A 14,882-nucleotide genomic window follows, 5' to 3' on the forward strand; every position below is an offset into this window, starting at 1 on the left:
AGTTTTTCTAAACTTGTCAAAGACATCGCACCCATGGATATAACAAATAGGATTGTCTTAATAATAGTGAAAAATTGTATATTAGATAAAAACTTTTTGTAAATATATAGTAAAAATATTTTAATAAACTATATGCTGTCACTAATTTATCTTAACTATTTTCTATAAAATATATTCAATTACTCTAATTAGGAAATTCTCTTCTTTTCTATTATAAGTGTCTTATTAATATTGCATTTATGTGTAAAAATAATACTCCTAGAAAATCTAGGAGTAAGACTAAATTTAATTTTTTATTTTTTAAAGAAACTAAAAAGTTTTCCCAAGAAGGATTCTTTTTTAACACTTTCTTTTTCTTGGATTTTTTCCTTTCTTGCCACGACTTCATCTATTTTACTTCTTGCAGAAAAATTCTTTTCTTCTCCTTCCTTTACAAAATATCTTTGAGAAGAAAATTTTTCGCCACAATCTTCTATTTTTTCATATTCTCCACTGCTATTCATAAGCCTTGCACCGACATTATCCTTCATTTGAACTTCCAAATATTTTAAAATTCTTTCCTTTATTTCAGAATCTAAAATCGGCGTAGCTATTTCAACTCTATTTTCAGTATTCCTTGTCATTAAATCTGCAGATGAAATATACATCACTGAATCTTCTTTGCCGAAAACATATACTCTTGGATGTTCCAAAAATCTTCCTACAATAGATCGAATTCTAATGTTTTCACTTTGGTTTTTTATTCCAGGTAGTAAACAAGAAATTCCTCTAATTATTAAATCAACTTTAACTCCCCTTTGTGAGGCTTCAATAAATTTTTCAATAAAATCCTTATCAGTTAGAGAATTAAATTTACATAGAATATATCCCTCTTCACCCTTTGCAATTTCTCTTTCCACATGGTGCATTAACCCAGTCTTTAGTGTAGTTGGAGATTGCAACAAATGCATATATTTGCCATCTAAATTTCCAATAGACATATTTTTGAAAAAGTCTGTTGCATCAAGTCCTATTTCTGAATTGGCAGTCATAAGTGAAAAGTCCGTATATTGTTTTGCAGTTGATTCGTTATAATTTCCTGTTCCAATTTGAGTAATATAATTTAAGTTCTCTGTTTTTGGATTTCTAAAAGTTATTAAGCAAATTTTAGAGTGCATTTTGTATTTATTAAATCCATAGATAATGTTGCAACCTTCTTCATAGAGAATATTTGCATAATTTATATTTGATTCTTCGTCAAACCTAGCCTTTAATTCTACGAAAACTGTAACTTCTTTTCCATTTTGTGCAGCTTCAGTCAAGTATCTTACTACCTTTGAATTTTTTGCAAGTCTGTAAATTGTAATTTTTATAGATTTACAATCTGGATCATTTGCTGCTTCCTTTAAAAGATTTAGAAAAGTATCCATGCTTTCGTAAGGATAGGATAAAATTCTATCCTTATATCTTACATCGTCTATAATGCTTTTGCTAAAGTCTGCTGGATTATATTGAATTAAATCTTTATATAAAAGTTTGCTTTTAATTGCCTTTGGAATATCCTTAATTAAATCAAATACATATTTCATATTAAGAGGTGATTCTATTGGAAAATATGCTGCCTCTGTCAATTCAATTTTTTCAAGTAAAAAATTAAGAGATTGTTTAGAAAGTTTACCTTTAGACTCGAGCCTTACAACATTTAATCTCTTTCTCTTTTTAAGTATGCTCTTCATGTATTCCCTATAATCGTCAAACTCTTCCCAAGTGTCTCTGTCGTCAACAAAATCTGTATTTCTAGTAACTTTAATAATATTTTTTGATAATATTTTATATTCTTTAAAAATTTGATTGATTTGATTTAAAATAATTTCTTCTATTAAAATGTATTCAAAATTTTCTCCAGGAAGAATTAAATATTTGGGATAAGTATTTCTAATGGGAACTATTCCAAATACTTTTTCCTTGCCCTTTTCAAGACTGGCAAAGGCATATAATTTTGTATTTTCTAAAAAGGGAAAGGGATGATTAATATCGACAATTTGAGGAGAAACCAATTGGTCAATTCTCTTAATATAAAAATCTTCCACAAAAGTTTTTTGTTCTAAATTTAAATCGCTGTATTTTAGCTCTCTTATATTTGATTTTTCTAAATTTTCACTAACCTTTTTAAAGATTTCGTCCCGTTCTCTATACATCGCTGGCAAAGTTTTTAAAATTGCATTAATTTGTTCGCCTGCACTCATGCCCGTTTTATTATCCTTGACTTCTTTTTTGAGTGCAGAAAGATCGTGAAGAGAGCCAACTCTTACCATAAAAAATTCATCTAAATTTGAAGCAAAAATACTTACAAACTTTAATTTTTCAAGATCTGGTACACTATCTTCAGTTGCTTCCAATAGCACTCTTTCGTTAAATCTAAGCCATGACAGCTCTCTATTTTGAAAATAAGATTTCATTATTACCTTCCAATACTTTATAAATTAAATACCCTTCTCTGAGACCATTGTCAGAAACTTCTATCTCATTGATTTCTAGTTTTTCCATTACAGTTTTTAAAATAATTATTCCGGGAATTAGTGTGTGAATTCTCGCAGGGTTGATCCTAATAATTGACCTAATGGTATCAGTTTCTCCATCTTTAATGAGATCTACAAGTTTGTAAATATCTTTAATAGTGAAATGATCTTCATCCTTAGACCATAAATCTGCAATAACTTTTCCCGCTGTTCTTATGGTTCCTCCAATTCCAATTAATCTAACTGCCTTAGTTGAAAAATGTGAAGAATTAATCTCACGAATAACGGATTTTTCAATGGCACGAATTTCACTTTTCTTTGGCAAAACTCTTGATACATTTTCTCTAAATAGAAGAAGAGATCCCGTACTTAAGTTGATAAATTCCTTGGGCCCATTTTTTTCAAAATAAACAATTTCTGTACTGGCACCTCCAATATCTATTGTAATTCCTCTATCTGCTTCAATTTCACTTCTTATGCCAACATTGCCAAGAAAGGCTTCGTCAACTTGTTTTAAAACATCTATATGGATATCTAGATCTCTTTTAACTTTTTCAAGCACCTCTTCGGTGTTATCTAAATTTCTAAGAGATGCTGTTGCAAAGGGTGAAAAAGTGTCGACATTTAGTTCCTTTACAATATTTTTTATACTGTAAAGAGTCTTTGTAAGCTTTTTTATTCCCTTTCCAGAAAGCTCTCCATCGTGAACATAAGTAATAAGCCCAGCTGTATATTTTTTATTTAATACTTTTTTAAAATTTTTAACATTTCCTTCTACATCAAAGATAATTAGTCTAATTGTGTTTGATCCTATGTCTACTATTGCGTGCCTCATAAATCTCCTCTTTTTAATTTTAAACTTTATTTGTAAATTTCTCGTAAAATATTTTTTTATACTATGTAATATTCTCTAATTTAATTATAACCACTTTTCTACAAATTAAAAAGTTAAAGAAAAAACACGGCATCACACCGTGTTCATAATAAATAAAAGCTTTATAGTGTATTTTAATCAATACACAAATCTTCTTAATTCCTCTACAATATTTTTATTTCCGCAAATTATGCCGCCAAACCTTTCACAACCGACTTCTTCGCCGTGCATATTTATGACTAAGCCACCGGCTTCTCTTACTATTAAAGTTCCTGCGGCATAATCCCAAAGATTTAATCCGTCATCTATAAAGGCATCATACCTTCCACAGGATGTATAACACATTTCAAGTGCAGCAGCTCCTATATGTCTAATGCCCTTTGTATTGTTGTAAATAAATCTTATCATCTCAAAAGTTTCATCGGCACGGTCAACTCTTCCTCCGCCAGTTCCAGAGCCAATTAACGCTTCAGAAAAATTTTTACAATCAGAAGTTTTTATTTTACTTCCATTTAATTTCGCACCTTCACCCTTTATTGCAGAAAAAAACTCATCTCTAAAAGGATCGTAAATTGCTCCAATTACAATTTGTGAATTTTCTAAAAGTGCAAGACTTATTACAGAATGATCAAAACCGTGAACTAAATTAGTTGTTCCATCAACAGGGTCTAAAACCCAAGTATATTCTTTTATTTCAGATTTTGATTTGTCCCTTTCCTCTGCCAAGAGGTTTGAATTTTTTATTAATTTTAAAAGATTTTTCTCCAAAAATTCTTGTACTTTAAAATCAACTTCAGTCACATAATCATTTCTACCCTTCATCTTAAAATTATTCTTGGGGTCAAGTTCAAAGAAATTTTTTGAAGCATCCTTCATTAACTTTTCAATTTTTATTAATATTTCATGATAATTTATCATAAAACCTCCAACTATTTAATGGACTTAATTTCCTTAAATAGATCTGCACTATCTCTAATTATACTTTCACTGCCAAAAACTGCTATATAATTTTTTTTCATAGCGTCATCAAATACTTTTCCATAGGAATTTAATTTTTCAATATTTGTTTCCAAAGCTTCCCTTTTAGATTTTTCCAAATCTTCTATTGTAAGTCTAGTTATAAACCTTGATAAATTTATATCTCCAATTTGTTCTGGTGAAAGAAGTGGGTCGAAGGCGTTCATTGAACCAATTATAAAATCTTTTAAATCTTCATCGGACATTTTTAAGTTTTCAATAAAATTTCCAATTTCATTGTAAACCTTCACTGTATTACTTAAGTTTGGATCTCTGTAAGAATAAGTTGCCATTTCACAATTTCTGCCAATGGTAATCCCTGCACCATAGGCTCCACCCTTTGCCCTAATTTCGTTGTGAAGATAGGATGAATTTAAAATATTTGCAAGAACTGTAAGATCACCTGAATATTTTAATCCAAGCTTTTCAAGGTCGTAACCCTTTGATGCGTAAATAACATTTGAAGTTGTGTAAAGTCCCTCATTTTTATTTTCACATTTAAAGTCATAGTCGCTAATTTTTATATTTTCTACTTTTAATTTGTCTATATAAACTTTTAAATCATCTTTAATTTTATTTAAGTCAGAAATATTTCCTACAGTTGAAATTATTAAATTATCTCTTGCAAATAATTTTTTATAAACTTCTTCTGAATCTTTTTCAAATTTTTCCCATCTATCTTCAAAATTTTCCGCTAAATCTCTCATGAAATTATAATAATCTAATCCACCAATATGAGATTGAATCTCTGCTACTTTTGAGTAATAGGATTTTAAAATTGAAATTATAAATTGATGTCCATTTTGCAACATCGTTGATTCAATTCTTGATTTCAAAATATTTAAAAGTTCTTTAATTCTCTTTTTTGAATTAAGCACGGAATTATAAATAATCTCATCTACAATTTCTAGTCCTCTTTTTACATTTTCTGCTGTGGATTTCATCTTAACATTCATTCTAAGATAATATTTTTCCTTGTCTTTTGAATCAACATAAACTGTTGGATTAAAGGTTATGCCGCCAGTTGCCTTATAAATTTCATTGTTTAATTCTTCGTAAGAATAATTTTTAGTATCGATAAGTCCAATTATTGAAAGAAGAATAGACATTGTTTCAATTTCTTCCCTTTTTATAAAGGAAATATCATGTGAAATTGTAGTGTAAACTATCCCATTTGTCTCTTGATTTGATTTTAGATAAATTACATCTCCAATTTTATCTTCTTCAGGCTTATAATCTGTAACTTTCTCATCAATATCAGAAAGTTCAAGAGATGGAATAGTTTTTTTAGCTTCAAGTGAGTCCTCTTCGCTTTGATATTTTTCAAGTTCAATGCTCTTTTTTATAATTTCTTCTATTTCTTCATTAGACATTTTTTCCTTTATTGTTTGAAGATCTTCCCTTAATTCTTTTTCCTCTCTGTCATTTTTATTTAATTCAGGTCTTGCAACTAAATTTACAGAATAAACATTGTCTAATAATTTTTCTTTTATATAATTTTCTACAAAATTATCACTTAATTTTTCTTTTACTTCATTTAATACATCATTATAATATAGAGCATCAAGTGGAGATTGATCGTATAACCAAGAATTAAGAGCTCTAATATAGTATATTATAGCCTTTTGCGTGCCACCACCTTCTCTAAAAATAAATTCAAATTTATTTAAGGTTGCTTCCAAAAGATCTCTATCGATTCCCTTTTCCACTAAATTTTCTAACGTATTTTTTAAAATTTTTAAAAATTCATCTTTTCTATCTGCATCTGTATTTTTCAAGACTATTGATAAATCAAGAGGAAAGGAAGATGAAGTTTCAGAGTAGACATCTTCAGCAAGCCCTGCTTCAAAAATCGCCTTTTTAATTGGTGCAGCTTGGGCATCTATTAAAAGTTCCGCTAAAAAATCACGCATAAATACATCTAATTTTGAATCTGCATAGCCAATAGTCCAACCCTTTGAAAGATAATCAATTTTCTCCTTCATTTCCTCCTTAGACGCAGAAAATGTTATTTCTACATCCTTAGTTTTTTTCAATTCATCATTTAAAATAATTTTTGAATTGATCTCTTCTTTATCAAAATCAGCTAAATAATTTTTATCAATAAAATTTAGAGCTTCTTCCATATCTTGATTTCCGTAGAGATAAATGTAAGAATTTGATGGGTGATAATATTTTTTATGATAGTTTTTAAATTCTTCATAGCTCAGTGTAGGGATAAGTTTTGGGTCTCCGCCTGAATCTACACCATAGCTTGAGTTTTCGTGAAGAGCAAAAACCATGGCGTCAGATACAATGTTTTCTGAAGAAGAATAAACTCCCTTCATCTCGTTGTATACAACTCCATTGTATTTTAGTTCATCATCCTTGCTTTTTAAATCGTAATGCCAACCTTCTTGAAGAAATATTTTTTCTTCCTCGTATATACTTGGATAAAAAACCGCATCTAAATAGACATCCATTAAATTATAAAAATCTTTTTTGTTTCTACTTGATACAGGATAAATTGTTTTGTCTGGAAAAGTCATGGCATTTAAAAAAGTTTGTAGCGATGACTTGATTAAATCCATAAAGGGTTCTTTAGTTTTAAATTTTCTTGATCCAGAAAGTACGCAATGCTCAACTATATGACATACTCCATTTCCCCTTTCAGGTGGCGTCCTAAACCCAATTCCAAAGGCTTTGTTATCGTCATTATTTTCAAGAGTAAGTACTTTTGCTCCCGTTTTTATATGAGAATAGACTTTGCAATTTGATGCAACTTCGTCTATATATTTTTCTTCAATTAATTTATAATTTTTCAAATTAATCCCTCCTTTGTTATTATACTTGTAATAAAAGAATTTAACAAATTAGAATTAATAAATTAATGATTGTAAAAATTGGGTAAACTTAAACTGAGGTGAGATCATGTCAAAAAAAGATGACATTAAAAAACTAGCTATTGCAGCTGCAACAATTTCTGCTGCTATTTTTGCTGCAAAAAAAGTCTCTGATGATGAAGTGAAAATTCTCATGCCAAATCGTGACGAAAACTCAAAAGCTTACTTACTTGGCGATGGTTTTGGCAATTTAGCCCTTGCCTATGGTCTTATTAATCATGCAAATTTAAATCCACTTAATATAAATATTTACACAAAACACTTTAATGAATTTATAAAAATAAATGAGGGCGAAAACAATTATGAAACCTTTGACAATAGGTTTTCAAAATTTAATTTCAAAAATACTTTAGAAATGCTAGAAAATATTTTAGATGAAGATGAAGTAAATAATGTTTTAGAAAAAATGGCAAAAAAGGAAAAACCAATTATTTTAGATTTATCTTTAAATCAATTTTCTAATGTAAATAATGTAGACGAAAATAGCAAAAAAAAATTATATAAACTGCTCCTATCGCCCATTGACTTTGACGATAAAAGTTCCATTGAAAAGTACTTTTTGTTCTCTGACTTTTTAGATTCAAATTTGTTTTATTATTTAGCAAGCATCTACAACTTAAAGGAAACTTCTCCAGTCTCTGAATTAAAGGAAGCTCTAATTGATTACATTGGTTCAGCAAATTATTTTGACCTAGATTCAGATAAAATTCACAAAATTATTAAGGATTATTTAAAAAAACTTGGCGTTAATTTTTATGATGATTATAAATTTATAGACTTTAGTTCAACTGATAATTATGTAAACAAGCTTACTTTTGAAAAAAATGAACAAGTAGATGAGGTTTATACTGATTTAAAAGACATTATTTCCATTGAATCGCCAACATATCTGTCAAATTTAGCTCTTGGAAACACTACCAATATTCCTGAGAGGATTTTAAATACTTACTTTTCAAAGGATAATTATTCTTATCAAAATATTTATAAAGAAATCGAGGGCAAGATTACTGACTCATCAATTCTCTATGTAAACTTAGAATTTTCTGATGATTCCTTTATAAATAAATTAAGAAAAAATTTACAAGATAGCAACTTCTTTATTTTCAAAGTAAAGTCTGGCCTTTCTACAAAAATAATTGAAAATAGAGTAATTTTAAAAATTTTAAATCCCAATAAAAATTCTATTTTTGTTGGAAATGTCTTTAATGCATTAAATGGCGAGGACTTTTTCTTTGAGCTTATTAAGTTGTTTAATTTGGAAGAAAAATATGCAGATCTTAGATTTAATCTTAAAAATGTAAGTATTTCAGTTTTTGAAAACTACAAAAAAATTCCTGGTGAAAGTTATAATAGAAATGTAAATAAAATTTGTAATTTGTTTTTCATTTCTTCAAAAAATTCTGACTTTGGAGAACTTTATTCAATAGAAAAATTAGTGCAACAGGGCATAAAAAATGCCCACGACATAATGGGCATTGACCACTTAGAAGTTTTTGAAAAGGACCTTTCTAAGATTGAAATTTTAAAATTTATTAATAACCTATAAAAGTGCAGAAATGCACTTTTATATTGCAAACTTTTATAATGCCACTTGCAAATGCTCAATCAAAATTATTTTAACCCTAAATTAGGATTTGCAAAATTGTTTTCATCAACTTTGCCTGCAATGTACTCGTAATATGCAGCTGAGGCAATCATTGCTGCGTTATCTGTGCAAAGTTTTAAATCTGGATAAAATATTTTTATATTTTCAGATTTGCCCCTTTCTTCAAAAGCTTCTCTAATTCTTGAATTTGCAGAAACTCCTCCGCAAAGAACAATTTTATCCCTTTTAGTTTCTCTAGCAAGTCTAAAGGACTTTTCAATTAAAACATCAACTATTGCCTCTTGAAAGGACTTACAAACATCTTCTACAACTATTTCTTCTCCTCGGAGTTTTGCACTATTTAAATAATTTAAAACAGCAGTTTTAAGCCCGCTAAAAGAGAAATTATAATTGTCTTCCTTTATCATTACCCTTGGAAATTCAATTGTTTCCTTTCCCTTTTTTGCAAGAGAATCAATAACTGGACCCCCTGGATAAGCTAACCCTAAAGACCTTGCAACCTTATCAAAGGCTTCTCCCACTGCATCGTCCACAGTTCTGCCATGAAGTGTGAAATCCACATAATCCTTTACTTCGATTAAATAAGTGTGTCCACCAGAGATTATTAATCCAACAAAGGGTGGCTCCAATTCTTTAAAGGAAATATAATTTGCACACACGTGGCCAACTATATGATTCACACCGACAAAGGGCTTACCTGTAGAAAGTGCAAGAGCTTTTCCCGCACTAAGTCCAACTAAAAGTGCACCAATAAGTCCTGGTCCCTTTGTTGCTGCTATAATATCTATGTCTGATAATTTTACTCCTGCTTCCTCAAGACCTTCCTTTAAAACTGTGTTAATAGCTTCAACATGTTGTCTTGATGCAATTTCAGGCACAACTCCGCCAAATTTTTTGTGAGTATCAATTTGGGATGCAATTACATTAGAGTAAACTTTGCGGCCATCTTCCACGACGGCCACTGAAGTTTCATCACATGAGGATTCTACTGCCAAAATTTTCATCTCATCACTCCCTCCACATTATATAAGCATCTCTGTCAATGCCATAATAGTCATTTCTTTTTCCTAAGATTTTAAAATTATATTTTCTGTATAAATTAAATGCAATTTTATTTTTTTCTTCAACTTCTAAAGTAATCTTTAGTTTCTTTTCATCTGCCATCTTTGTCAAAAAATCAAAGAGGTCGAGAGAAATTTTTTGCCCACGAAATTCACTTTTTACAGCTACATTTGCAATGTGTATCTCGTCAAATACTATCATATAACTAATATAACCTGCGATTTTTCTATCTACTTCAGTAATTATGATATCCTGCAAATCATCTTTTACAATTGCATTTTCTATGGAATTTTTTGACCATGGAAACTCAAAGTTTTCTACTTCGATTTCATAAATTGCATCTACATCCTTTTTATTTGCTATTCTCGTGATTTTTTTCATATTGTGCTTCTGCCTGAGAAATTTTTAAATAATTGGGCACTAAATTAAATGCGTCCATTGGACCATTTTTTTCGTAATCAAGTAAACCAAGCTTTGCAATATTTGCTCCCCTCATGTTTTTGTTTTTTGAAAGCTTTCCTCTCTTTATTTTTTCAATAAATTTATTGCCGTCAAGACCTGTAACTGTGATTTTATCGTATTTATTTAATTCATCTTTAAATTTTTCAAAGGAAAGAATTTCATCTTCAAATAACACTTCTAGTTCTTCTTCATTTCTTATTATTGACCCATAGACATTTCCTCGTCTCGCATCCACAATTGTTGCAACGATTCCATAATCAGACATTCCATTTGCAACAAGAGAAGAAACGCCAATTACATCTTTATCTAGGGCAAAGGCCATGACCTTGGCAATAGTTATTCCTATGCGAAGTCCTGTAAAGGATCCAGGGCCAATTCCCACCGCAATTAAATCAATATCATCTAGGGTAAATTCAAATTTTCTAAAAATTTCTTCAATCATATCTGTAACAGATTCTGAATGAGCAATTCTACCTGTTAAATTGTAATCGCAAAGTACTTCATTATCTTCAATTAGTCCAATGGCCGTTGTCTTTGTGGAAGTATCAATTCCCAAAACTTTCATATAGTTTCTCCTTCAGCTTTTTAAACCTACTGCCAATAAAGTTAATTTCAAGCTCTCTTTTATCTTCCCTTGATGAAATATTTATCTCAATGTATTCTTCTGGAAGGACATCTTTAATTTTCTCAGCCCATTCAACAATTGTAACTCCATCAGAATAAAAATATTCATCAAATCCAAGATAATCCACATCTACTTTATCATCAAGTCTATAAGTGTCTATGTGATATAGATTAATCCTTCCATAGTATTCATTTACTATTGTAAAAGTAGGGCTAGTTACATAATCCTCTATGCCAAGTCCAAGAGCAACACTTTTTGTAAGAGTAGTCTTTCCCGCTCCTAAATTACCATTTAAGCAAAGTATGTCTCCTGGATTCAAATTTTCTCCCAAAAATTTTCCAAATTTTTCCGTTTCTTCTAAATTATTTAACTTTATCATTTAGATCCTCAAATACAACTTCCTCATATTCAAAGGGAACTTTTTCTGACTTTTCTTCTGCTGGATGACCAATTCCAATTACACACTCAACATCAAACTTATCCTCTAAGTCAAAAAATTCATGCAAAAATTTTTGTGCAGTAACTCCACTTTCGTGCTTTGCATCCACAACATTTGCCCAAGTTGCTCCTAAATCTAAATCCGCTGCAGCAAGCAAAATAAAAGTTGCAGCAATAGATGCATCCTGATGATTTGTGTTTGGTGCAATTTCTCTATCTGTTAAAACAGCAATGGCAACATTAGCACCCCTTAAAAAGGCTGCACCATTTTTTTTATAATGAGAAAGCTCTTCAAGTCTTTTCTTATCTCTAATAATTATATATCTAACTGGATTTCTATGTTTTGCCGTCGGAGCGTGAAGTGCAATATTTAAAATTTCTCTTAAATCTTCTTCAGAAACCTCTTCGTCAGTAAACTTTCTTATACTTCTTCTCTTTTCAACTAATTCTAAAAACATTTTATCACCTCAAAATATTATAACATATGTTAAATTCTAATTTTAATTTTTAAATTAAAATATTACTAATGACCCTACCACAATAGTAATTAATCACGGAATTTCTTTTTCTTCTGTAACAAGATCATTGTACCAATTAGGAAAATCTGTTTCATCATTATAAACCATCTCTTGCCACTTTTCATCCTTTAGTCGATCTTTATTTATAAATTCGTAATATGAAAAAATCGCACCTCTACCCATGTAAAGTTTTCCTTCGTGAGGATAAATAACATAAATTTCCATTGGCTTTCCAGTTCCTATGTGAAAAACTTCGCCCTCAACAAGTCCAACATTATTATCTACAATTCTCATTAAATCAACTACAACTGGCATTCTTCTGTCTGTAGCATTTTCTATTTCATACCAAGAAGAAATTTGGTTTTCATCAGATGATTTTACAAAATCCACCATGATGCTTTCCATTTCTCCACCAATGTATAATAAATATTGATTTTCATCTTCTGTAAAGGGTTCCTCTTGAAGTTCCTTTATAGAAAGATCTCTTAATTTTACTACCATAGTTTGAAATCTCTTGATTTTATCTTCGAGATTTTCACTTAACATTTCTCGACTTTTTAAATTTGTTTTAGTAAACTCAAGTAGCCAATTTAATTTTTCATAAAGCTCCACATTAGGTTCAACATAGGATTTTGGAATTTCTTCATCTTCTCCGCCACCCATTTCAGCAATAACAGCCTTGCCATAAAGGACTGTGTCGTGTTTTAATTCTGCAAAAGAACCAAGAGCAGATACTAAATTCTTTCTCTCCCAAGCTTCATTTCTCATAAACCTTGGATAACCCTCGCCAAATTTTTGGTCGTAAGCATCAAGCATCCACAGCCAACCACGATACATATTTTTTTGCCATTGTTTATCTTCCATTTTATTCACAGTTAAAATATTTCCTTCAGTTCTCTCTTTATATTTATCCCAATGTGAATTGTAAGAATCCTTATTTAAAATATCTCTTGCCCTTTCATTTCCAAAGGCAGCCATTAAATCTAAGCCAGAATAAATTGGTCTATCAGATGGCTTATCTTCACTTGCAATATCCACCACATTTTGCATAAGTACACTATCAATGACTGCTCTTTGTGGCATATATCTAAAGGACTTTCCAAGAAATCCTGCAATCTTTGGATCTGGATATGCCTTTAAAACTTCATAAGCACTCATTAAATTTTTCTCTTCATCCAATTTATTGATGTCAAAATCTTTTCCATAAACTCCGTAAAGTGTCCTTGCGTATTCTCTTATTGAAAGATCATCTGCACTTTCAACTAAAAAATCTATTGGTTCAACTAAATCTTCCCAAATTTTTAAAATTTTAGGATTTCTATATATTGAGTGAGTTAGAAGTAGACCTTGTAAAATGCTATCTTTATCCATTTCCCCATCGCTTTCAATAAAAAATCCAACTTGACCAAAATACATTGTTCCCATAAAATATTTTTTTAGTTTTTCATCACGAGTATAATGCCCCCTTGCTATAAGTTGTGAAAAATCTACATCTCTATCACTTATTGCAGATGTTGCAATTTCCTCTAAAATTACATTTTTAATTTCCTCATCCATTAAATCTTTTGCCTCTTCTGGCAAATTTTCAGGTTCAAATCCCAAAAGTTTAAGTCCAGTTGCCACAAAAGCAATATTTTTAATTTGCAAGTCTTTTAATTCTTTATTCTCAATCCCATCATAAATTTTAATATTTTCCACGAGCAAATTTTTATTTAATTCAATTGATTTTGGATATAACTCTTCCCTTTCTAAACTTCTTAAAAATCCGTCATAAAAAATATGAAAGATATGAGTTACTGAATCAGTTGTTACAAAGCTTGGCCAATAATTATACTCATTATCTTCGTAAATCTGATGAATTTGATCAAATTCGTAATTCCAAGAGTCTTCGCTGTACTCATTGCTCTCTTGATTTTTTGGTTTAGTAATTGTAAACCCATTTTTTAAAAGCATTTCTTTTTGTTTAGTTGTAAAATTCCCAAAGTTTGAAATATTTTCAACATTGCTAAAATCATTAGCAATGTTATAATCAGCAACTTTTGGTGTGAATTTAGATAATTTGTAATCAATATATATAGTTTTGCTTTCCATTTCATCTAAAAATTTAGTATCCTGCAATTCAATTTTCGAAGTTTCTTTTTCCAGCACCTTATCCTTGTTGTTTTTGCAAGCTGTTAAAAACAAAATTGCAATAACTGAAGCTATCAATAATTTTTTCTTTACTTCCACTTAATCTCATCTCCTTCTAAAAATAATTCTCTTTTATTTCCCCTGACTTCAACTTTTTTCTCCTTATCTAAAAAAATTGGCTCATCTTTTAAAATAATGCTACTATAATTTCTTTCAAAGGAAAAATTTGTCCAATCATATACTCCAAATAGATATTCATCCTTTATATTTTTTTCTATGGAAATAATTTCATCTCGACCATCTCCGTCAATATCACAAAGATTAAAATCTGTAATGGGATTATGTAATCTTGAGATTCTAAGCTTCGGTATTAGTTTCTTATTTTTAAAATCAATATTGTATAAAAAGCATCGCTTGGCTAGACTTTTGTCAAAGGGCGTCTTTTTATAAACTCCAAGAGCAAGTTCAACCTCACCTCCATCAACATTACAAAAATCAACTTTCCAAGGCTTTAAATTATGAACATCAATGATAAATTTTTCTCCATCTTTTTTTATTTTTAAATCCTTTGCGAAACAACCCCTTGTGCAAATAATTTCCGCACTAATATTTTTATAGTTTGCACTGTCTAAAGTATTTTCCTTTGTGCAAGATACTAAAAAAATTAATAAAAATAATATGTACTTCATGCCTTTATTATATCATAGCGAGTAATTATTTAATAAATATTGGCAACTCTTGATTACTTCTTATTAATGTCTTAAAATAAT

At 29.8% G+C, this 14,882-nt stretch carries 12 protein-coding genes; 1 reads left to right on the plus strand and 11 read right to left on the minus strand.

Annotated elements, in window-relative coordinates; all coding sequences use genetic code 11:
• Positions 1-293: 293 nt before the first annotated feature.
• From ppk1 to BIV18_RS01935, 4 genes are all read right to left on the minus strand, one after another.
• A complete protein-coding gene (ppk1, locus tag BIV18_RS01920; RefSeq protein WP_178385765.1) occupies positions 294-2,438 on the minus strand; it encodes a polyphosphate kinase 1 in 2,145 nt (714 codons plus the stop codon).
• Entirely contained in the window at positions 2,416-3,333 is a 918-nt protein-coding gene (locus BIV18_RS01925; RefSeq protein ID WP_075659049.1) for a Ppx/GppA phosphatase family protein, read from the minus strand. Before BIV18_RS01925 ends, ppk1 begins: the two co-directional genes overlap by 23 nt.
• A gap of 177 nt (positions 3,334-3,510) precedes the next feature.
• Positions 3,511-4,290, minus strand: a complete 780-nt coding sequence (locus BIV18_RS01930; RefSeq protein WP_075659050.1) for an inositol monophosphatase family protein — start codon at positions 4,288-4,290, stop codon at positions 3,511-3,513.
• An 11-nt stretch (positions 4,291-4,301) separates the two neighbouring features.
• Positions 4,302-7,193, minus strand: coding sequence for an insulinase family protein (locus tag BIV18_RS01935; protein ID WP_075659051.1), 2,892 nt, complete (start codon positions 7,191-7,193; stop codon positions 4,302-4,304).
• 106 nt (positions 7,194-7,299) lie between these two features.
• On the opposite strand from BIV18_RS01935, the gene BIV18_RS01940 reads away from it, so the two are divergent.
• The gene (locus tag BIV18_RS01940) at positions 7,300-8,817 is read left to right on the plus strand and encodes an oleate hydratase (RefSeq protein WP_075659052.1); all 1,518 of its coding nucleotides are present in this window, start codon (positions 7,300-7,302) and stop codon (positions 8,815-8,817) included.
• Between the two features lie 65 nt (positions 8,818-8,882).
• On the opposite strand, the gene tsaD is transcribed toward BIV18_RS01940, so the two are convergent.
• The 7 genes from tsaD to BIV18_RS01975 all read right to left on the minus strand — a co-directional run bounded on the left by tsaD (position 8,883) and on the right by BIV18_RS01975 (position 14,801).
• Positions 8,883-9,881 (minus strand): tRNA (adenosine(37)-N6)-threonylcarbamoyltransferase complex transferase subunit TsaD, encoded by a 999-nt coding sequence (gene tsaD / locus BIV18_RS01945; protein ID WP_075659053.1) that lies wholly within the window; start codon positions 9,879-9,881, stop codon positions 8,883-8,885.
• A gap of 4 nt (positions 9,882-9,885) precedes the next feature.
• Positions 9,886-10,320: a ribosomal protein S18-alanine N-acetyltransferase gene (gene rimI / locus BIV18_RS01950; protein ID WP_075659054.1), complete on the minus strand. Its 435-nt coding sequence runs from the start codon at positions 10,318-10,320 to the stop codon at positions 9,886-9,888.
• Positions 10,292-10,966 (minus strand): tRNA (adenosine(37)-N6)-threonylcarbamoyltransferase complex dimerization subunit type 1 TsaB, encoded by a 675-nt coding sequence (tsaB, locus tag BIV18_RS01955; RefSeq protein WP_075659055.1) that lies wholly within the window; start codon positions 10,964-10,966, stop codon positions 10,292-10,294. The genes rimI and tsaB overlap by 29 nt, the downstream gene beginning before the upstream one ends.
• Complete coding sequence (gene tsaE, locus BIV18_RS01960) at positions 10,947-11,405, minus strand: tRNA (adenosine(37)-N6)-threonylcarbamoyltransferase complex ATPase subunit type 1 TsaE (RefSeq protein ID WP_075659056.1); 459 nt, start codon at positions 11,403-11,405, stop codon at positions 10,947-10,949. The genes tsaB and tsaE overlap by 20 nt, the downstream gene beginning before the upstream one ends.
• Positions 11,389-11,922 carry a nitroreductase family protein gene (locus BIV18_RS01965; protein WP_075659057.1) on the minus strand — a complete coding sequence of 178 codons (534 nt, stop codon included), beginning with the start codon at positions 11,920-11,922 and terminating at the stop codon, positions 11,389-11,391. Before BIV18_RS01965 ends, tsaE begins: the two co-directional genes overlap by 17 nt.
• Before the next feature lie 93 nt (positions 11,923-12,015).
• A complete protein-coding gene (locus BIV18_RS01970) occupies positions 12,016-14,211 on the minus strand; it encodes a DUF3160 domain-containing protein (RefSeq protein ID WP_075659058.1) in 2,196 nt (731 codons plus the stop codon).
• On the minus strand, positions 14,202-14,801 hold the full coding sequence (locus BIV18_RS01975) for a hypothetical protein (RefSeq protein WP_075659059.1): 600 nt from the start codon (positions 14,799-14,801) through the stop codon (positions 14,202-14,204). The genes BIV18_RS01970 and BIV18_RS01975 overlap by 10 nt, the downstream gene beginning before the upstream one ends.
• Between the last annotated feature and the right edge of the window lie 81 nt (positions 14,802-14,882).

This window comes from Peptoniphilus grossensis (assembly GCF_001940285.1).
GTDB classification, from domain to species: domain Bacteria; phylum Bacillota; class Clostridia; order Tissierellales; family Peptoniphilaceae; genus Peptoniphilus_A; species Peptoniphilus_A faecalis.